General features: G+C 69.8%; 18 protein-coding genes and 1 riboswitch. Of the genes, 7 read left to right on the forward strand and 11 right to left on the reverse strand.

Annotated features, from left to right (window positions below; translation table 11 throughout):
• Positions 1–108 precede the first annotated feature (108 nt).
• Positions 109–930, forward strand: coding sequence for a c-type cytochrome biogenesis protein CcmI/CycH (locus LPC04_RS03825; RefSeq protein WP_275680855.1), 822 nt, complete (start codon positions 109–111; stop codon positions 928–930).
• On the opposite strand, the gene LPC04_RS03830 is transcribed toward LPC04_RS03825, so the two are convergent.
• The 9 genes from LPC04_RS03830 to LPC04_RS03870 form a co-directional block, all read right to left on the reverse strand.
• A complete protein-coding gene (locus tag LPC04_RS03830) occupies positions 905–2947 on the reverse strand; it encodes a GGDEF domain-containing protein (RefSeq protein ID WP_275680856.1) in 2043 nt (680 codons plus the stop codon). The genes LPC04_RS03825 and LPC04_RS03830 overlap by 26 nt on opposite strands.
• A gap of 105 nt (positions 2948–3052) precedes the next feature.
• Positions 3053–3137, reverse strand: a riboswitch (cyclic di-GMP riboswitch).
• A 169-nt stretch (positions 3138–3306) separates the two neighbouring features.
• Positions 3307–5103 (reverse strand): aspartate--tRNA ligase, encoded by a 1797-nt coding sequence (gene aspS, locus LPC04_RS03835; protein WP_275680857.1) that lies wholly within the window; start codon positions 5101–5103, stop codon positions 3307–3309.
• Positions 5104–5238: 135 nt separating this feature from the next.
• Positions 5239–5898 (reverse strand): DUF502 domain-containing protein, encoded by a 660-nt coding sequence (locus LPC04_RS03840; RefSeq protein ID WP_275680858.1) that lies wholly within the window; start codon positions 5896–5898, stop codon positions 5239–5241.
• 58 nt (positions 5899–5956) lie between these two features.
• On the reverse strand, positions 5957–6313 hold the full coding sequence (locus LPC04_RS03845) for an FmdB family zinc ribbon protein (protein ID WP_275680859.1): 357 nt from the start codon (positions 6311–6313) through the stop codon (positions 5957–5959).
• A 140-nt stretch (positions 6314–6453) separates the two neighbouring features.
• The gene (gene ubiB / locus LPC04_RS03850; protein ID WP_275680860.1) at positions 6454–8043 is read right to left on the reverse strand and encodes a ubiquinone biosynthesis regulatory protein kinase UbiB; all 1590 of its coding nucleotides are present in this window, start codon (positions 8041–8043) and stop codon (positions 6454–6456) included.
• A gap of 216 nt (positions 8044–8259) precedes the next feature.
• A complete protein-coding gene (locus LPC04_RS03855; RefSeq protein ID WP_275680861.1) occupies positions 8260–8799 on the reverse strand; it encodes a hypothetical protein in 540 nt (179 codons plus the stop codon).
• A 79-nt stretch (positions 8800–8878) separates the two neighbouring features.
• Positions 8879–9898 carry a UDP-glucose 4-epimerase GalE gene (gene galE / locus LPC04_RS03860; RefSeq protein WP_275680862.1) on the reverse strand — a complete coding sequence of 340 codons (1020 nt, stop codon included), beginning with the start codon at positions 9896–9898 and terminating at the stop codon, positions 8879–8881.
• A 120-nt stretch (positions 9899–10018) separates the two neighbouring features.
• Positions 10019–10750, reverse strand: a complete 732-nt coding sequence (gene ubiE / locus LPC04_RS03865; RefSeq protein WP_275680863.1) for a bifunctional demethylmenaquinone methyltransferase/2-methoxy-6-polyprenyl-1,4-benzoquinol methylase UbiE — start codon at positions 10748–10750, stop codon at positions 10019–10021.
• Between the two features lie 10 nt (positions 10751–10760).
• Positions 10761–11177, reverse strand: coding sequence for a gamma-butyrobetaine hydroxylase family protein (locus LPC04_RS03870; RefSeq protein ID WP_275680864.1), 417 nt, complete (start codon positions 11175–11177; stop codon positions 10761–10763).
• A 151-nt stretch (positions 11178–11328) separates the two neighbouring features.
• Between LPC04_RS03870 and LPC04_RS03875 the strand changes: the two genes are divergently transcribed.
• Entirely contained in the window at positions 11329–12582 is a 1254-nt protein-coding gene (locus tag LPC04_RS03875) for a DUF4124 domain-containing protein (protein ID WP_275680865.1), read from the forward strand.
• Here LPC04_RS03875 and LPC04_RS03880 read toward each other — a convergent pair.
• Positions 12579–13058 (reverse strand): HIT family protein, encoded by a 480-nt coding sequence (locus tag LPC04_RS03880; protein WP_275680866.1) that lies wholly within the window; start codon positions 13056–13058, stop codon positions 12579–12581. The genes LPC04_RS03875 and LPC04_RS03880 overlap by 4 nt on opposite strands.
• A 107-nt stretch (positions 13059–13165) precedes the next feature.
• On the opposite strand from LPC04_RS03880, the gene LPC04_RS03885 reads away from it, so the two are divergent.
• From LPC04_RS03885 to LPC04_RS03905, 5 genes are all read left to right on the forward strand, one after another.
• Entirely contained in the window at positions 13166–14164 is a 999-nt protein-coding gene (locus LPC04_RS03885) for a Bug family tripartite tricarboxylate transporter substrate binding protein (RefSeq protein WP_275680867.1), read from the forward strand.
• Positions 14165–14206: 42 nt separating this feature from the next.
• Positions 14207–14707: a YfbM family protein gene (locus tag LPC04_RS03890; RefSeq protein ID WP_275680868.1), complete on the forward strand. Its 501-nt coding sequence runs from the start codon at positions 14207–14209 to the stop codon at positions 14705–14707.
• Positions 14704–15168 carry a DUF1801 domain-containing protein gene (locus LPC04_RS03895; RefSeq protein ID WP_275680869.1) on the forward strand — a complete coding sequence of 155 codons (465 nt, stop codon included), beginning with the start codon at positions 14704–14706 and terminating at the stop codon, positions 15166–15168. Before LPC04_RS03890 ends, LPC04_RS03895 begins: the two co-directional genes overlap by 4 nt.
• A gap of 3 nt (positions 15169–15171) precedes the next feature.
• The gene (locus LPC04_RS03900) at positions 15172–15573 is read left to right on the forward strand and encodes a hypothetical protein (protein WP_275680870.1); all 402 of its coding nucleotides are present in this window, start codon (positions 15172–15174) and stop codon (positions 15571–15573) included.
• 230 nt (positions 15574–15803) lie between these two features.
• Positions 15804–16091, forward strand: coding sequence for a hypothetical protein (locus tag LPC04_RS03905; protein WP_275680871.1), 288 nt, complete (start codon positions 15804–15806; stop codon positions 16089–16091).
• A gap of 15 nt (positions 16092–16106) precedes the next feature.
• On the opposite strand, the gene LPC04_RS03910 is transcribed toward LPC04_RS03905, so the two are convergent.
• Positions 16107–20051 (reverse strand): FAD/FMN-binding oxidoreductase, encoded by a 3945-nt coding sequence (locus LPC04_RS03910; RefSeq protein ID WP_275680872.1) that lies wholly within the window; start codon positions 20049–20051, stop codon positions 16107–16109.
• Between the last annotated feature and the right edge of the window lie 185 nt (positions 20052–20236).

The raw sequence follows: 20236 nt of genomic DNA on the forward strand, positions 1-20236 counted from the left end.
GTAAATCTGGCAGCGCTGTCAGCAACCCACCTCGGCGCCGCGGCGCGTGCGCCCGCCGCCCTCGCCCGCCGACCTGCGAAAATGGCGGATTCACCGTTTCCGTGCCTCATGAATCCTCAAGTCGAAGCCCTCCAGGCCAAACTGCGTCAAGTCGACGACTACCAGAGCAAGGGCCTGTTGCGGGCCGACGAGGCCGAGGCCCAGCGCACCGCGCTGCGGCGCAAGCTGATGGAGCTGCTGGTGCCCGACACCCCCGCCCCGAAGCTGCCTCTGCGCGTGCGCGCCTGGGGCGCGGTGGCGATGCTGGTGCTGGTGGGCGGCTTCACGGCCTACCTCATCTCGGGCCACGCCGGCCTGCGCGCGCGCAGCGAGCTGATCCTCGAGCAGGGCAAGATCGCCGCGGCGCAGGACGCCATCGCCCGCAAGGAGCGGATGGAACGCATCCGGCGCGGCGAGTCGCTGGCGCCCGACCAGTTCGGCCGCTTCGCGCCGGCGTCCTCCGCGGCGTCGGCGCCGGCGTCCGCTGCGGTCTCCGGTTCGGCGGCGGCCGCCTCGTCGGCCAGCGCCGCGGCCGAAGCCATCGCGCCGCTGCTGTCCGGCCGCATCGTGCTCGATCCGAAGTTCGAAGGCCGCGTCGCCTCGGACGACACCGTCTTCGTCACCGTGCGCACCCCGGACGATCCGAACGGCCTGCCGCTGGCGCAGATCCGCGTCGAGGTCAGCAACCTGCCGTTCGACTTCAACGTCGGCACGCGCGAGATGATCGGCTCGCCCGATCGCTTCATGCACGCCGACAAGGTGATCGTGTCGGCGCGGATCTCGAAGAGCGGCAGCGGGCGGGTGAAGGCGGGCGATCTCGTGGGGCAGTCGGCGGTGGTGCAGCCGTGGGCCAACGACGTGAAGTTCACGATCGACAAGGAAGTGCGCTGACATCCGGCGACGCGTCAGTCGCTCCGTCGCGCGGCGGCGCATCCGGCACGTCCATGCGCCGGGTGCGGATGCGAACGAGGCCGCGTTCGATGTCGCGCTCGAGGTGGTCCAGAAGGCCGGCCAGGTCGTTCGGAAGATCCTCGGGGAAGCCCAGCAGGCGCACCGCCGAACGCCGGCCCGTCCGCTTGGCATGGAACATCGCCCCGTCGACCAGGGCCAGCGACTGGCCGAACGGGAAAACGCGGGACGGCGTCTCCAGCGGGAAGCTGGCGTAGCCGATCGATGCAGTGACCTGGATGGGCCGCTGCTCGAAGAGCACGGGCGTCGCCGCCAGCGCGTGCATGATGCGGCCCAGCAGCGCCTCGGGGTCGAAGGGCTGCGTGGCGACGGCCACCAGCATCTCCTCGCCGCCCCAGCGCACGACGAGATCCTCATCGCGCACGCAGGCCTGGAGCCGCTGCGCGACTTCCGCCAGCACCGCGTCGCCGGCGGCGTGCCCGATCGTGTCGTTGATCCGCTTGAAGTGATCGAGGTCGATCATCACCAGCGTGCCGGCGAAGCTTTCGAGCAGCGACGCCTCGTGCAGCCGGCGCAGGAAGCCTTCGCGATTGAGCAGGCGCGTGAGCGGGTCGCGCTCGGCGTGATGGCGCAGTGCCTCGTTGCTGCTGGAGAGCCGTCGGTGGCGCCTCGTCGCCAACAGGCCGATCGCCGCGGCCGCCAGCAAGCCCGCGCCAGACGCGGCGATCCACCCCAGCAGGGTGTGCCGATGCTCGTCGCGCTCGCGCTCGCGCAGCAGCGACTGCCGGACGAACATGTCGTGCTCCTCGCCCGACGCGAAGAGCAGTTCCTGCTCCTGCCGGAACAACTCGAGCGCGCCATCGTGCTGGCCCACGGAGTTCAAGGCGGCCGAGAGTTCCTGGAAGGCCTCGAGGCGCTCCTTCGGCGCACCGGTCTGCGCCCACCGCACCAGGTCGCGATGGATGTCGAGCTTGACGTCTTCGGTCAGGCCGAGCTCGATCCGCGCGATCGTCATGTTGTGGAACAGGTAGCGCACGCGGCGCTGGTCGTCGTTCTTCTCGGCGACGGCCAGCGCGGGCGCCATGATGCGAAGGGCGTCGTCGGGCCGATGCAGCTTGATGCAGGCATCGCCGAGGTTGACTCTCGTCGTCATCAGCAGATAGTCGAAGTGTCCTTTCTCGGCGAGAGGCAGCACGCGCTCGAAGGCGCGTCGGGCACTTTCGGGATCCTTGCGATAGTTGGCGATGAAGCCTTCGTCGATGCCCAACTGCACGTCCAGCCTTGCGGAGTGCGCGTCGCGGGCGACGGCAAGGGCCTGCGCCAGCAACCGGTCGGCCATCTCGGCGTCCGAGTCGACCTGGGCGATGGTCGCCTGCGAGCCCAGCGCCCGCGCCTCGCGCACCCTGTCATGGGCCAGGCGCGACAGCTCGAGCATCGCCTGCGCGCGGGAGACGGCCATGGCGTTGTTGCTGTTCCACTCCGCGCCCCACGCGACCATCATCAGTGCGTGGTAGCGGGCGCGGTATTCGCACAGCGCGGGCTGGCCGGCGCAGGCGTCCTCGTAGCCTCGCAGCGCGGACCGCGCCTGAGCGTAGGCCGCCTGGGAATGGCTGGCCGTGGCCTCGATCTCGGCCTGGATCAGTTCGCGGTCCGCATTCGACAGCGCAGGCGCCACGCCGGGCTCGGTGGACAGCCGCGCCGCCATGGCCCGGGCCTGCGTCGCGCGACCCGTCCGCGCCGCCACGAGGCCCTCGCCGGACAGCACGAGTCGACGCTCCTGCGGCGTGCGCACGCCGTTCGAAACCAGCGCGTCCAGCGCGGCGAGCGTCTCGGCCGGCCTGTCGTCGCCGTCCTGCACCAGCTTGTCCACCTGCGCCGCGAAGAGCTCCGCGGCATCCATGGCGCCAGCCTGCCGCGGCGCGACGGCGCCTGCCAGCATCAGCGCCAGCGGCGTCACGAGCGCGCGCAGTCGCGGTGGGAACCCGTTGAATCGAAGCATGTTCTCCCTCTTGCCGCGGGCGGCAGGGAGATTCGCAGGAAGGCCTGCGTCGTCTTGGCGAGCGAGGACCATTTCCGGTACGCCGCGCCGCCTCGACGGCATCGCGGCGGCAGCTCCGCTGCCCTCGACGAACGGCGAGGGCCGGTGGCTTTGCGACCCCAGCTTGCGCGCGGGTGTGCCATTGACCAGCGAGCAGTCTATCGCCAGGACGCGCCGTCGCTCCCGGTTCGGCTGCCAGGTTTTCCCGCCCCTGCGGACGGGATCGTCGCGGCGACAAGCGACGAGGCCCGCACGTCTCGCCAAGGCGATCGTTGCGGGCCTCGGACCGGCGCGAAGCCGGTGGGGTCAGCCGATGACGCTCAAGCCGCCGGCGTCGCCGCCAGGTTGCGCAGGCGGATGTGCAGCTCACGCAACTGCTTCTCGTCGACCACGCTCGGCGCGCCCGTGAGCAGGTCCTGCGCGCGTTGCGTCTTCGGGAAGGCGATCACGTCGCGGATCGACTCGGCGCCGGTCATCATCGTGACGATGCGGTCGAGGCCGAAGGCCAGGCCGCCGTGCGGCGGGGCGCCGTACTGCAGTGCGTCCAGCAGGAAGCCGAACTTCGATTGCGCGTCTTCCTTGCTGATGTTCAGCGCGGAGAACACCTTGCTCTGCACGTCGGCGCGGTGGATACGCACCGAGCCGCCGCCCAGTTCCCAGCCGTTCAGGACCATGTCGTAGGCCTTGGCGATGCAGGCGCCCGGGTCGGTGTCCATCAGGTCCTCGTGGCCGTCCTTCGGCGCCGTGAACGGGTGGTGCACGGCGTTCCAGCGGCCCTCGTCCTCGTCGCGCTCGAACATCGGGAAGTCGACGACCCACAGCGGTGCCCACTTGTCCTCGAACAGGCCGTTGGCCTTGCCGAAGTCGGAGTGGCCGACCTTCAGGCGCAGCGCGCCCATGGCGTCGTTGACGATCTTGGCCTTGTCCGCGCCGAAGAAGATCAGGTCGCCGTTGGCCGCGCCGGTGCGCGCCAGGATCTCGGCGATCGCCTTGTCGTGCAGGTTCTTGACGATGGGCGACTGCAGGCCTTCGCGGCCCTTGCTCGCGTCGTTGACCTTGATCCAGGCCAGGCCCTTGGCGCCGTAGATCTTGACGACCTCGGTGTAGGCGTCGATCTCGCCGCGGCTGATCTCGGCGCCGCCCTTGACGCGCAGCGCCACGACGCGGCCGCCGGCCATCGTCGCCGCCGACGAGAACACCTTGAAGTCGACGTCGGCCATGACGTCCGTGAGTTCGGTGAACTCCATGTTGATGCGCAGGTCGGGCTTGTCGGAGCCGTAAAGGCGCATCGCCTCGGCGTAGGTCATCACCGGGTACTCGCCCAGCTCGACGCCGATGCCGTTCTTGAACACGGCGCGGATCATGCCCTCGAACATCGCGCGGATCTCCTCCTCGGTCAGGAAGGACGTCTCGATGTCGATCTGCGTGAACTCGGGCTGGCGGTCGGCGCGAAGATCTTCGTCGCGGAAGCACTTGGTGATCTGGTAGTAGCGGTCGAAGCCCGCCACCATCAGCAGCTGCTTGAACAACTGCGGCGACTGCGGCAGCGCGAAGAAGTGGCCATCGTGCACGCGGCTGGGCACGAGGTAGTCGCGCGCGCCTTCGGGGGTCGACTTGCCCAGCATCGGGGTCTCGATGTCGACGAAGCCGTTCTTGTCGAGGAACTGGCGCACTTCCATCGCGACGCGGTAGCGCAGCATCAGGTTCTTCTGCATCTGCGGGCGGCGCAGGTCCAGCACGCGGTGCGTGAGGCGCGTGGTCTCGGACAGGTTCTCGTCGTCGAGCTGGAACGGCGGCGTGACGCTCGGGTTCAGGACTTCGAGCTCCGTGCAGGCGATCTCGATCGTGCCGCTGGCCATGTTGGCGTTGACGGCCTCGGGCGCGCGGGCGCGCACGACGCCCACTACCTTCAGGCAGAACTCGTTGCGCACGCTCTCGGCGACGGTGAAGCTCTCGCCCAGATCCTGATCGCAGACGATCTGCACGATGCCTTCGCGGTCGCGCAGGTCGATGAAGATCAGCTTGCCGTGGTCGCGGCGACGATGCGCCCAGCCCATCAGCGTGACGGTCTGGCCCATCAGCTTGTCGCTGACCAGGCCGCAGTAGGTGGTTCTCATGGCAGTACTCCGTTTATCGGTACGGTTTGTTCGGAGACACGGCGCGCCGGTGGCCGGCGCGCGCGCGAAAAAAGTGTTGGCAGGCCGGAGGCGGGGGATCACCCTCAGGACTGAACGCCGATGACCTCCTGGCGTTCAGCCCACCCGATTGGGGTCAGCCCCCTCCGGCGGGACGAGGATCCCGGCCGGGGGCGCGACCACGCCCATGGAGATGATGTACTTCAAGGCTTCGTCGACGCTCATGTGCAGCGGCTTGCACGCGTCGCGCGGCATCATCAGGAAGAAGCCGGACGTCGGGTTGGGCGTCGTGGGCACATACAGGCTGACGTGCTCGCCCGGCAGCGCCGCGGCGACCTCGCCCGACGGCTTGCCGGTGACGAAGGCGATCGTCCAGCTGCCCTGGTGGGGGTACTGCACCATCACGGCCTCGCGGAACGCGTTGCCGTTGGTGGAGAACAGCGTGTCGGAGACCTGCTTGACTGAGACGTAGATCGACTTGACGATCGGGATGTGCGACAGCAGGCTGTTCCACTGCTTGAGCCACCACGCGCCCACGATGTTGGTGACGAACATGCCGGTGATCAGCAGCAGCAGCACCAGCAGGACGACGCCCAGGCCCGGCACGCTGCCCAGCAGCGTCAGCAGGTTCTCGGCGCTGGTGGGCAGCACGTGCTGCACGCCGACCAGCATGCCGCGGAAGATGCCGTCCATCAGGCCGACGGCCCACATCAGCACGCCCACCGTGATCGCGAGCGGCAGCCACACCAGCAGGCCGGCGAACAGGTATTTTCTCAAGAGAGGCTCCCGCCGCGGATCTCAGCGGCCGTGATGGCGTGCATGGGGTGGCGGATCGTCAGTGGCAGGCGCAGCTGCCGCCGCCGTGCGAGCCGGAGGACGACGACGTGGAACCGCCGCCGTCGCTCGACGGTGCGGGAGCGGGCGCCGGGGCCGGCGCCGCGGCGGCGCTGTCGCCCGCGGTCGCCGGCGCCGCGGTGCCTGCCGCCGGGGCGGCCGCGGCGGCGCCGGCGCCGTTGCGGAAGTCGGTCACGTACCAGCCGGAGCCCTTCAACTGGAACCCGGCGGCCGTCACCTGCTTCTGGAATTGCTCCGCGCCGCAGGCCGGACACGTGGTCAGCACCGGGTCGGAAATCTTCTGCAGCACGTCGCGCGAATGGCCGCACGAAGCGCAGCGATACGCGTAGATCGGCATGGCTGGGCTCTCTGTAAAACAGGAAATTATAGATGGCCCGACCCGGCCGGAGGTCCAAACCCCGGCCGGACGGGCCGCGAGCTCGGAATATGAGGGCATTTCGTGACGAATCAACCGGCGCGCCGGCGCCGGGGTGTCCGTCAGCGCAGGACGTAGGGCGACAGCAGGCGCACCGCGCAAAGCCCGACGACAAAGCCCACCGCCACCCACAGCATCGCCTGCAGCAGCCGGTTGGTGCGCCGCTGCTCCTTCAGCAGCGCCGTCACCTGCGCGGCCGACGCCGGCGCCAGCTCGTCCTCGACCTTGCGCGCCGCGATCGACAACGCCTGGTGCACCAGCCGCGGCAGCGCCGGAATGTAGTGCGCGTAGCGCGGCGCCTCGTCCTTCAGGCGGTCGAGGAAGCCGCGCCAGCCGATCTGCTGGTTCATCCAGCGCTCGAGGAAGGGCTGCGCGGTGCTCCACAGGTCGAGCTCGGGATCCAGCTGCCGGCCCAGGCCCTCGACGTTGAGCAGCGTCTTCTGCAGCAGCACCAGCTGCGGCTGGATCTCGACGTTGAAGCGGCGCGAGGTCTGGAACAGCCGCAGCAGCACCTGGCCCAGCGAGATGTCCTTGAGCGGGCGGTCGAAGTGCGGCTCGCAGACGGCGCGCACCGCGCTCTCCAGCGCCTCGAGCCGCGTGTCGGGCGGCACCCAGCCGCTCTCGATGTGCAGCTCGGCCACGCGCTTGTAGTCGCGCCGGAAGAAGGCGATGAAGTTCTGCGCGAGGTAGTCCTTGTCGGACTCGGTGAGCGTGCCGATGATGCCGAAGTCGAGCGCGATGTAGCGGCCGAAGGTTTCCGGCGCGATGCTCACCTGGATGTTGCCCGGGTGCATGTCCGCGTGGAAGAAGCCGTCGCGGAACACCTGCGTGAAGAAGATCGTGACGCCGTCGCGCGCCAGCTTGGGGATGTCGACGCCGGCCTGGCGCAGGCGGTCGACCTGGCTGATCGGCACGCCGTACATGCGCTCCATCACCATCACGCGCGAGGTGCAGAAGTCCCACAGCATCTCGGGCACCATGATCAGGTCGAGGCTGGCCATGTTGCGGCGCAGCTGCGCGGCGTTGGCGGCTTCGCGGATCAGGTCGAGCTCGTCGTGCAGGTAGGTGTCGAACTCGGCGACGACGTCGCGCGGCCGCAGCCGCTTGCCGTCGACGCTGACGCGCTCGACCCAGCGCGCCACCGTGTGCAGGATCGCCAGATCGCTCTCGATGGCCTGCAGCACGTTGGGCCGCAGCACCTTGACGGCGACCTCGCGGCCGCCCTTGAGCGTGGCGAAGTGCACCTGCGCGATCGACGCGCTGGCGATGGGCGTGTTGTCGAAGCTGTCGAACACGTCGTCGAACTTGCGGCCCAGCTCATTGAGCAGGCCGGCCTCGACCAGCGCGCGCGCGGCAGCGCCGTCGAACGGCGGCACCCGATCCTGCAGCAGCGCGAGCTCGTTGGCGATGTCGGCCGGCAGCAGGTCGCGCCGGGTCGACAGCACCTGGCCGAACTTGATGAAGATCGGCCCCAGCCGCTCGAGCGCCTGGCGCAGCCGCGGGCCGCGCGGCTCGTCGTAGCTGCGGCCGATCGCGATGAGCCGCGCGAGCGCGCGCAGCCACGGCTGGCGCACGCGGCCGAGCGCGATCTCGTCGACGCCGAAGCGCAGCAGCGTCAGCGTGATGAACAGGAGGCGCGCGAAATGTTTCATGTGCGCTCCTCGTCCGACGGGTACGTCGGCCGATCCCCCGAGGGGATGCGGGCCTTCTCGGGAGCGGCCCAGCGCACGGCCAAACATGTGCGCCCCTCGTCCGACGGGTACGTCGGCCGATCCCCCGAGGGGATGCGGGCCTTCTCGGGAGCGGCCCAGCGCACGGCCCGCAATGCGTTCTTCATACGACCTTGGCCACGAGCCGAGAAAGAAGTGTCACGACTTCTTGCGCGCCTGGAACTGGTCGAACAGCTGCCCCATCGCGCTGCGCACCTTCTCGCCGACCTGCGTGAACTGCTCGTTCGCGCGGCTCACGGCCTCGGCCAGCGTCGGGCCGAAGAAGCGCTCGGCGTCGGCGGCCGGATCCCAGCGCACGTTCTGCGCAATCCAGTTGACGTCGGCTGCCAGCGCGCCATCGCCGTCGATCGACATCGGCGGCAGGCCGCCCTTGAACACGTTGCCGGCCACCTTGGCGGGGTCGGACGCGTCGATGCGCACGTTGAGGTCGGGCACGACGGCCGCTTCGTCGGCGCTCTCGACGCCCTCGAACAGCCCCGCCGGCGTGACGCGCAGCGTCAGCGGAGGCGGCACCGGGATCAGCCCCGGCCAGCCGCTCGCGTCGACGCGGACGACCTTGCCCGCATGCGCGCGCAGGCGCTCGACCGCGGGCGGGCAACCCGTCAGCACGTGGTTGGCGAACAGCACCATGCGGTTGCGCACGGCGGGAAGCCAGAGATCCTGGAAAGGCAAGTCCATCCGGCGATTGTAGGTGCGCGGCCGCCGCGACCGGGCGGCAAGGCCATGGGTTTGCGGCCGATCGGCGGGCGGCAGCGCTTCAGGCCGCGTCGAACCCGTGCGGATTCATGGACTGCCAGCGCCAGCTGTCCTCGCACATCGCGGCCAGGTCGCGCGTGGCCTGCCAACCGATGTCGGCCAGCGCCTTGGCCGGGTCGGCGTAGCAGCTGTCGATGTCGCCGGGGCGGCGCGCGACGATGTCGTAGGGCACGGGCTTGCCGCTGGCGCGCTCGTAGGCGGCGATCAGCTCCAGCACGCTGTGGCCGCGGCCGGTGCCGAGGTTGACCAGCAGCGAGCCGGGCGTCACCAGCAGCCGGTCCAGCGCCTTGACGTGCCCCTGCGCCAGGTCGACGACGTGGATGTAGTCGCGCACGCCGGTGCCGTCGGGGGTGTCGTAGTCGTCGCCGAACACGGACAGCCGCGCGCGCCGGCCGATCGCCACCTGGGCGACGTAGGGCATCAGGTTGTTGGGCACGCCGCGCGGATCCTCGCCGATGCGCCCGCTCTCGTGCGCGCCCACCGGGTTGAAGTAGCGCAGCACGCCCGACTGCCAGCCGGCCTCGGCGGCGGCCATGTCGAGCAGGATCTTCTCGCCGATCAGCTTGGTCTCGCCGTACGGGTTGGTCGCGTGCGTCGCGGCGTCCTCGCGGATCGGCAGCGTCTCGGGCTTGCCGTAGACCGTCGCGCTGGAGCTGAAGACGATCCGCTTGACGTCGTGCGCGCGCATCGCCGTGGCCAGCGTCAGCAGGCCGCCGACGTTGTTGGCGTAGTAGCGCAGCGGCTGCTGCGTCGATTCGCCCACCGCCTTGAAGGCCGCGAAATGCACGACGGCGTCGATGCGGTGGCGCTCGAACACCGTGTGCATCGCGTCGGCGTCGCAGACGCTGGCGCGCTCGAACACCGGCGCCCTGCCCGCGAGCTGCTCGAGCCGATCGACCACCTCGGGCGAGCTGTTGGAGAAGTCGTCCAGCCCGACGACGTCGTAGCCCGCGGTCTGCAGCTCGAGCCAGGTGTGCGAGCCGATGTAGCCGGTCGCGCCCGTCAACAAAATGGTTGCCATGGAATGGTTGTCCTGCTGCGCCGAAGGCGCCTGAACAGAGTCAAGCTCTCGGAAAGCGAGGGTCACCACCCGAGCCGAACCGAGCGCCCCTCGGGGGCCGCGACCAGAGGGAGCTGGGGGCTAACATTTGATGCCGACGTGCAGGGCGACGGCACCGCCGGCCATGTTGTGCACGTCGACGTGGCCGAAGCCGGCCGTCTTCATCATCGCCTTGAGCGTCGCCTGGTCGGGATGCATGCGGATCGACTCGGCCAGGTAGCGGTAGCTCTCGGCGTCGCCGGCGACCAGCTGGCCGACCTTGGGCAGCACGTTGAACGAGTACCAGTCGTAGGCCTTCTGCAACGGCGCGGCGATCTTCGAGAACTCCAGCACCAGCAGGCGGCCGCCCGGGCGCAGCACGCGGTTCATCTCGGCCAGCGCGACGTCCTTGTGCGTCATGTTGCGCAGGCCGAAGGCCACGCTGACGAGGTCGAACTGGCCCGTCGCGAACGGCAGCTTCTCGGCGTCGCAGATCGACGTCGGCATCACCAGGCCCTCGTCGATCAGGCGGTCGCGGCCGACGCGCAGCATGGCCTCGTTGATGTCGGTGTGCACGACGACGCCGGTCGGGCCGACGCGCCTGGCGAACGCGCGCGCGAGATCGCCGGTGCCGCCCGCGATGTCGAGCGCCTTGTCGCCCGCCTTCAGGTTGGCCACCGCGACGGTGTACTTCTTCCACGCGCGATGCATGCCGCCCGACATCAGGTCGTTCATCACGTCGTACTTCTTCGCGACGGAGTCGAACACGCCGCGCACCCGGGTGGCCTTCTCGGTCTCGTCCACCGTCTCGTAACCGAAGTGGGTCTGGCTCATGTCATGTCTCTCAGTGTGAATGGCACGCGCCGCCGGTCGGCTTGACCATCTCGGCATCGCGATCGAGGCCCGCCGCGGCGAGGCGCTCGAGGTATTGGGCGAACAGCTCGTCCTGCTGCGAACCCAGGCGGTAGAGGTAGTCCCAGGTGAACAGGCCCGTGTCGTGGCCGTCGGAGAACGTCGGCTTGACGGCGTAGTGGCCGACCGGCTCGATGGCGTCGATCACGACGTCGCGCTTGCCGGTCTGCAGCGTCTCCTGGCCGGGCCCGTGGCCCTGCACCTCGGCCGACGGGGAATACACGCGCATCAGCTCGAACGGGATGCGGAAGACGCGACCGTCGTCGAACGCGATCTCGAGCGCGCGCGACTGCTGGTGCACGGTGAGCGCAACGGGCACGCGATGGTCGGACGAGGTCGAGGCAGGCATCCCGCCAGTTTATCGTCTGCCACCGCCACGGGCTTCGCAACAACCAGACAGCTGTTCAGTGTTGGGTCGATGCATCCCCCCGAAAGAGGGACACGGTCTCGTCGTAACCAGGTGTGAGAATCGCGCTCGCCCGAATTGTTTCCGCTTCGACATGACCCGCCTCCTCCCGCTGCTCGCCCTCGTGATCTCGTTGCCGGCCTTCGCCGACCTGCAGAAATGCGTCGACGCGCAGGGCAAGGTCAGCTATTCCGATCGCGACTGCCCCAACGCCGCCAGGCCCGCGGCGGCCGCTCCCGCGACGACGGCTCGCGCGGCCGGCGCCGCGCCGGTCGACGATCCGCTGGAGATCCTCGAGACCGGCGTGCCCGTGATCGTGCAGATGCCGGGCCGCTTCGCCTGGCTCGACGACGACACGCTGGCCATCACCACCTTCGCCGACCCCGCCGCCAAGGCGCCGTGGATGGTGCGCAAGATCGTCGCCTACGACGTGCCCACCCGCAAGGCCAGCGTGCTGGTGCCGCGCGGCTTCGTCGACTGCGTCAACGCCGCCCACGAGCTGGTGAGCCTGGACGTCGGCGACCTCGAGTCGCGCTTCGCCATCGGCTCGCGCGCGGCGCCGTCGGTGCAGCAGTTCGACGTCTGGGATCCGGCCGCGCGCAAGCTGGGCCCGGCGCCGGCCGACGTCAAGGCCGGCTGGCATCCGTCGGCCTGCATGAAGCCGGCGCCCGAGGACCTGGGCATCCACGATCTGGACGGCAGCAAGAAGCCGGTGCGCTACCTGCAGCCCGAGCACGGCACGGTCGTGTGGGGCGCGCTCGACGAGAACGGCCATCCGAGCGGCCCGATGCTGCTCACGCCGAAGAAGAAGGTGCCGCTCGCGCTGAGCGTCAACGACATCTCGCACGAGGTGCGCTGGCTGCCGTTCCGCAAGGCCTACCAGCTGGCGCCGGGCGTGCACGACCGCCTGCTCGACCCGCCGCGCAACCAGCCGCTGATCACGATGGATCTCGACGGCCGCATCGCGCGCCACGCGATCCCCGCGGGACTGACCCACCAGCTCGACGCGCTCAACGCGCCGGCCCCGGCCGAGATGACGGCCACCCAGGCCGGCGACCTCGTCGTCCAGCCCGGCATGCCCGGCAACGGCGGCGGCCTCTACCTGGTGAAGGGCGAGCAGAGCCGACGCGTCTGGTGCACGGCCAAGCCCGCGCCCGGCCAGGCCGGCGGCACCGGCGGCTGCGCGATGTCGCAGCCGGTGGCGGTGTCGCCCGACGGCTGCCGCATCGCGTTCGACGCCCGCCCCGCGGGCGCGGTCGCCAACGGCTTTCCGGACGCGCCCACCGTCAAGGTGCTGACGCTGTGCGACGGCACCGCGCCGACGGCGGCCGGCAAGAAGAAGCGCTAGGCCGCCGGCGCGAGCGCCGCGACCGCGCGCGCAACGCGCGCGTCGAGCTCGTCCAGCCCCGTGCGCAGGCGCGTGACCGGCGCAGGCACGACCTCCCGCGCGGCCGCGGCCCAGACCGGCGCCGGGAAGTGGCTGTCCCAGTCGAAGCGCGCGATCACGTGCCAGTGCAGGTGCGGCACGACGTTGCCGAGGCTGGCCAGGTTGATCTTGGTCGGCGCGAGCGCGTCGCGCAGCACGCGTTCGACGGCACCGACCGCGCCCATCATCGCGGCCTGTTCGGCCAGCGTCAGGTCGCTCCACTCGGCCACGTGGGCACGCCAGACGACGCGATAGAACGCGGGGAACGCGGCGTCCTCGGCCCGGATCACGCGCCAGTGCGCCGACTGGAACACCAGCACGCCGCCGGCCTCGCGGCAGAGTTCGCAGGCGGGCCGGAACGCGGGCGAGGGCGAGGCGAGAGGATGGAAGTCGGGCATGGCGTCGCTGCGGCGTGAGGTGGAAGGTGCGGGCGGCTCCGGGTGCGAAGAGGCGCTGCGATGCGGTATTGTGTGGCAGTCACTGTCTCATCGCCCAAGCCACCAAGATGACGTTGCAACGCCGTTCCCTGCTCGCGCTCGCCGCGGGCGCCCTCGGCCCGTCGGCCGCCGTCCTGAGCAGCGCCGCGCGCGCCGCCGACCCGTACCCTAACCACGCGCTGCGTTGGATCGTGGCCTATCCCGCCGCCGGCGGTTCCGACTTCCTCGCCCGCCAGCTCGCGCCGCAGATGGGCAAGCAGCTGGGCCAGACCATCGTCGTCGACAACCGCCCCGGCGCGGCCGGCATCATCGGCACCGAGGTCGCGTCCAAGTCGCCCGGCGACGGCTACACGCTGCTGACCGGCGACAACGGCGCGATGGTCTTCCACACCGCGCTGTACAAGTCGCTGCCCTACAACCCGGCCGACTTCGTGCCGATCGGCTTCATGGCCAGCTTCCCGCTGATCCTGGTGGTCAACCCGGCGGCCGGCTTCGCCAACGCCGCGCAGTTCCTCGAGGCCGTCAAGCGCAGCCCCGGCAAGTACAGCTACGCCTCGCCCGGCGCCGGCAGCCCGCACCATCTCGCGATGGAGCTGCTCAAGCAGCGCACCGGCAGCTTCATCGTGCACGTGCCCTATCGCGGCACCGCGCCCGCGATGCAGGACGTGATGAGCGGCCAGGTGCCCATCATGATCGTCGACACCGCCGCGGGCCTCGCGCAGATCCGGAGCGGCAAGCTGAAGGCGCTGGCGGTGCTGTCGAAGCACCGCATCGCGCTGCTGCCCGACGTGCCCACGCTGGCCGAGGCCGGCGGCGCGAACCTGAAGGACTTCGAGGCCATCGCCTGGCAAGGCCTGTTCGCGCCCAAGGGCACGCCGCCCGACATCGCCGCGCGCCTGACCGCCGAGATGCGCAAGGCCATCCTGACGCCCGACGTCAAGAAGCGCCTGGAAGATTTCGGCCTCGAGGTCGCGCCCAGCGACGGCCCGCAGTTGACGGCGTTCATCCAGAAGGAGACGGCGTTCTGGCATGCGCTGATCAAGGAACGGCATCTGTCGCTCGATTGAGCACGGCCGACGGGATCCGCAATTCCTCAGGGGGACGAGACGATGGGAATGATCGCTTGCCTGGCGCCGTTGACCGCCGAGCAGCTCGAGACGCTGCGCGGCGATCCGGACAGTCTTCAGGAATTCATCTTTCCTGACGAAGACACCTACGCACCACCGAAGGGCAGCATCGACCTCGACAAGTCCTGGCACGGGATGCACTACCTGCTCACCGGCACGGCCGACGGCGGCGAAGGGCCGCTGGGCCTGCCGATCATCGGCGGCGAGGAGCTGGGCGAGGACATGGGCGTCGGCCCGGCACGCTTCCTGACGCCGCAGCAGGTCGGCGAAGTCTCGGCGGCGCTGTCCGGCCTGGCCGAGGCCGCGCTGGCCGCCCGCTACGACCCGCAGGACATGGACGCGCAGCAGATCTACCCCAGCGGCATCTGGGAGCGCGACGGCGCGCAAGGGCTGGACTACGTGCTGCACTACTACCGCAAGCTCGTGGCGTTCTACGCCGGCGCGGCGCAGCGCGGCGACGCCGTCCTGCTGTGGATCGCATGACGGCCACCGAGCGCCGCATCGCCGGCTTCATGGCCAAGTACACGCCCGCCATCGCCGCGCAGCTGCGCGACGCCCGCCAGCGGCTGCGCGCGCACTTCCCGCGCGGCGTCGAGATGGTGTTCGACAACTACAACGCGCTCGTCTTCGGCATCGGGCCGACCGACCACACGCGCGAGTCGTTCATCTCGATCGCCGGGTACCCGAAGTGGGTCACGCTGTTCTTCCTCGACGGCGCGAGCCTGCACGACCCCGACGGCCTGCTCGAAGGCGAAGGCAAGCAGGTGCGCGGCATCCGGCTGAAGACGCCGGCCGACATGGATGCGCCGGCCATCATCGCGCTGATCGAGCAGGCCATCGCCACGCGCGCGGACGCGCTCGCGGGCTCGCCGCCGCTGTCCACCGTCGTCAAGGCGGAGGTCGAGAAGCAGCGGCCGCGCCGCCCGGCGTCGGCAAAGGCCTGAGCCATGACGAACGCCGCCGTCCAGGCCTGCCGCGACAAGATCGCCGCGCAGATCCGCGCCTATCGCGACCTCGTCGGCGCCGCGTCCAAGGCCTCGGGCATGAGCCTGGTGCGCATCGACGCGGCGCTCGCCGCGTTCGAGCCGGCGTTCTTCAACAACCTGCTGGTCGCGCTCGACGCGCGCTTCGCGGCCCGTGCCGTCACCGCCGGCCCCGGCGCCGAAGTGCGGCTGCTCGCCGCATCGCTGCTGGCCGACGGCGGCGTGCTGCACGCCCGCGACGACGTGCCGTACGATGCCGACGAGTCCGTGCTGCGGATCGACGTCGGCGAGCGCATCGCGCTCAACGCCGACGACTTCGAGGCGCTGTGCGCGGCGTTCCTCGCGCAGATCGCCCCGCGGCCCTGAGCCGCGCGTCGCCTGCCCGGATCGGTTAGCCGGACAAAGATCACGCTGCGCGCGACTGCGTGCGCGCGGCGATGCACCCGGGTGTAAGCAAACGTGCTTTGATGCAGTCACGGAAGCCGGCGCCTGCGCGCCGGCCTCCGCCGCGAGCGTCGACCACGAGTCTGCAGCGTCGCGGATCGACCGCGCACGGGCCCGCCGCGCCCGCGCCTTCACTCGACTGCGAGGCACTCATGGACTACCGAACGCCCCTGCAGCAGCTGCTGCAACGATTCCATCTCGCGCGCACCCACGCGCCCGCGACCGCCCCCGCCCGGGACTTCGAGGACACCCGCCCGGACGACAGCCGCGCGCACCAGCCCGCGGCCCTGCGCCAGGTGGCCCCCTCGAGACAGCCCATCGGGCGCAGCCAGTCGACCATCGACCTGGTGCTGGGCACCGAGGTCATGGAATATCCGGACGAGACCGCATCCGGCCTGATGGACGAGTTCTTCGCCAAGTCGGAGAAGCGCGCCGCCTGACGCGCCCTCGTCGGCTCAAACGAGCACGCGCTCGATGCCGCCCGCGTTGGCGCGCCTGACGTACTCCGGCATCCAGTTCTCGCCCAGGATCTTGCGCGCCATCTCGACGACGATGTAGTCGGCCTCGAGCAGGCCGTTCTGCAGGTCCTCGCCGTAGCGCGACAGCCCTTGCAGGCAGCTCGGGCAGGACGTCAGGATCTTCAGGTCGGCGTCCGGCTTCGCGAGGTTCTTCGTGGCCTGGATCGCGCGCAGCGCGGTCTCGTCCTTGCGCAGCTCCTCTTCCTTGCGGAAACGCACCTGCGTCGAGATGTCCGGCCGCGTGACGCCGAGCGTGCCCGACTCGCCGCAGCAGCGCGCGCTCTTGAGCACGTCCTCGCCCATCAGCGCCTTGACCGTCTTCATCGGATCCTGCAGCTTCATCGGCGTGTGGCACGGGTCGTGGTACAGATACCCCGCCCCGTTCTCCAGCCTGATGCCCTTCTCGAGCAGGAACTCGTGGATGTCGATGATGCGGCAGCCCGGGAAGATGTCCTCGAACTTGTAGCCCTGCAGCTGGTCATAGCAGGTGCCGCAGCTGACCACCACGGTCTTGATGTCGAGGTAGTTGAGCGTGTTGGCGACGCGGTGGAAGAGCACGCGGTTGTCGGTGATCATCTCCTCGGCCTTGTCGAACTGGCCCGAACCGCGCTGGGGGTAGCCGCAGCACAGGTAGCCCGGCGGCAGCACCGTCTGCACGCCGGCGTGCCACAGCATCGCCTGCGTGGCCAGGCCGACCTGCGAGAACAGGCGCTCGGAGCCGCAGCCGGGGAAGTAGAAGACGGCCTCGGTCTCGGACGTCGTCGTCTTCGGATCGCGGATGATCGGGACGTAGTTCTTGTCCTCGATGTCGAGCAGCGCGCGGGCGGTCTTCTTCGGCAGGCCGCCCGGCATCTTCTTGTTGATGAAGTGGATCACCTGCTCCTTGATCGTCGCGGCACCGACCGTGGCGGGCGGCGCCGCGGTCTGGTGGCGTGCGGCGATCTTGAAGACGTCGTTGGCGATGCGCTGCGCCTTCATGCCCACGCCCACCATCGCGGCGCGCGCGATCTTGATCGTCTGCGGGTTCGTCGCGTTGAGCATCAGCATCGCGGCGGCGTTGCCGGGGCGGAAGGTCTTCTGGCCCATCTTGCGCAGCAGGTTGCGCATGTTCATCGAGACGTCGCCGAAGTCGATGTCCACCGGGCACGGCGTGACGCACTTGTGGCACACGGTGCAGTGGTCGCCGACGTCCTCGAATTCCTCCCAGTGGCGCAGCGATACCCCACGCCGTGTCTGCTCCTCGTACAGGAAGGCCTCGATCAGCAGCGAGGTCGCGAGGATCTTGTTGCGCGGGCTGTAGAGAAGGTTCGCGCGCGGCACGTGCGTGGCGCACACCGGCTTGCACTTGCCGCAGCGCAGGCAATCCTTGATCGACGCGCTGATCGCGCCGATGTCGGACTGCTGCATGATCAGCGATTCGTGGCCCATCAGCCCGAACGACGGCGTGTACGCGTGCGACAGGTCGGCGTGGCGCACGTCCGCGCCGAGCGCGGCCAGCGACGCGCCGCGCAGCAGCTTGCCCTTGTTGAAACGGCCCTCGGGGTCGACGCGCTGCTTGTAGGCGGTGAAGTCGGCCAGCTCGAGGTCGGTCAGGAACTCGAGCTTGGTGATGCCGATGCCGTGCTCGCCCGAGATCACGCCGTCGAGGCTGCGCGCCAGCACCATGATGCGCGCGACCGCCTCGTGCGCCGTCTGCAGCATCTCGTAGTTGTCGGAGTTGACCGGGATGTTGGTGTGCACGTTGCCGTCGCCGGCGTGCATGTGCAGCGCGACCCAGGTGCGCCCGCGCAGCACCTCCTTGTGGATGCGGCGGCACTCCTCGATGATGGCCGTGAACTCGGCGCCGGCGAACAGCTGCTGCAGCGGCGCGAGCACCTGCGTCTTCCACGACGCGCGCAGCGTGTCGTCCTGCATGCGCTCGAAGAACGTGCGCGCCGGCTCCTCGTCGTGCGCGGGCTGCACGACGTCGAGGCCCTGCATCCACCCCGACCACAACGCGCGCACCTCGCCGATCAACGCCAGCGCGCGCGTCACGCGATCGCCCAGCAGCTCGGCCGACGGGATGTTCTGCGAATCCTCGCTGCGGCCCAGCGGCAGCGGGCTGGCGGACAGGAAGCCCTCGAGCTTGTCCAGCAGCTCCAGCTTGTTGCGCAGGCTCAGCTCGATGTTGATGCGCTCGATGCCCAGCGTGTACTCGCCCATGCGCTCGAGCGGGATCACCACGTCCTCGTTCACCTTGAACGCGTTGGTGTGCTTGGCGATGGCCGCGGTGCGCTTGCGATCGAGCCAGAACTTCTTGCGCGCGTCGGCGCTGACGGCGATGAAGCCCTCGCCCGAGCGCGCGTTGGCCATGCGCACCACCTCGCTGGTGGCGCGCGCGACCGCGTCCTCGTCCGCGCCGACGATGTCGCCGAACAGCGCCATCTTGGGCAGCCCGCCGCGCTTGCTCTTGGTGGCGTAGCCCACCGCGCGCAGGTAGCGGTCGTCGAGGTGCTCCAGGCCCGCCAGGATCGCGCCGTTGGGCAGCCTGGCCTGCGCGAACATGAAGTCCTTGATCTCGACGATGGACGGCACCGCCTCCTTCGGATTGCCGAAGAACTCCAGGCACACGGTGCGCACGTACGCCGGCATCTTGTGCACGACCCAGCGCGCGCTCGTGATCAGCCCGTCGGTGCCTTCCTTCTGGATGCCCGGCAGGCCGGCGAGGAACTTGTCGGTGACGTCCTTGCCCAGGCCTTCCTTGCGGAACTGCCGGCCCGGGATCTCCAGCACTTCGGTGCGCTCGAGCTTCTTGCCGGACGCGTCGAAATACCGGCACTCGAAGCGCGCGACGGGCGCGTCGTGGATCTTGCCGAGGTTGTGGTCGAGGCGCGTGACCTCCAGCCACTTCGCGTCGGGCGTGACCATGCGCCAGCCGACGAGGTTGTCCAGCGCGGTGCCCCACAGCACGGCCTTCTTGCCGCCCGCGTTCATCGCGATGTTGCCGCCGATGCAGCTCGCCTCGGCCGATGTCGGGTCGACCGCGAACACGTAGCCCGAACGCTCGGCCGCGTCCGACACACGCTGCGTCACGACGCCGGCCTCCGTCCACACGGTGGCGACCGGCGCATCGTGGCCCGGGATCGCGACCAGCTCGACCTCGGTCATCGCCTCCAGCTTCTCGGTGTTGATGACCGCGCTCATCCACGTCAGCGGCACCGCGCCGCCGGTGTAGCCGGTGCCGCCGCCGCGCGGGACGATGGTCAAGCCCATCTCGACGCAGCCGGCGACCAGCGCGGCCATCTCGGCCTCGGTGTCGGGCGTGAGCACGACGAACGGGTACTCGACGCGCCAGTCGGTGGCGTCGGTGACGTGCGAGACGCGCGACAGGCCGTCGAACTTGATGTTGTCCTTGGCCGTGACCTTGCCCAGCACCTTGCGCGCGCGCTGGCGCAGGTCCCACACGTCGCTGAAGTGCTTCGCGAAGGCCGCGACGGCGTCGCGCGCGCCCACGAGCAGCTCGGCGACGTTCGCGTCGCGATCGGCGTCGACGTCGGGCGTGCGGCGCTTCTCGACCTCGCCCAGCCGGTGGTTCAGCGCGTCGATCAGCAGCGCGCGGCGCTTGGGGTTGTCGAGGAGGTCATCCTCGAGGTACGGATTGCGCTGCACGACCCAGATGTCGCCCAGCACCTCGTAGAGCATGCGAGCCGAGCGGCCGGTGCGGCGCTCCTCGCGCAGGCGGTTCAGGATCTCCCAGGCGCGCGATCCGAGCAGCCGCAGCACGATCTCGCGGTCGGAGAACGAGGTGTAGTTGTACGGAATCTCCCGCAGCCGGGGGGCAGCGGGATGGGTCTGCGAGAGCGTTGCGGCGGCGGCCAGCGTTGTTGCGAGGGGAGCGTTCATGGGGCCTGGGCACGAGGGAGGACGCGACCACGCCTGGAAAAATGCCTGCAGCGTGGGGTTGAATCGTAACGCAGCGGCCCTGGCGCGCCTCGCGTGGGGTCGGCCTTCTCGAAGCGCGTGCGCCCCGATGTCGCGGCAGTTCTACACTTCATCGACCAAGCTCCGGCGTCGAGCAACGAACGCTT

Source organism: Scleromatobacter humisilvae (genome assembly GCF_023231945.1).
Classification (GTDB): Bacteria; Pseudomonadota; Gammaproteobacteria; order Burkholderiales; family Burkholderiaceae_C; genus Scleromatobacter; species Scleromatobacter humisilvae.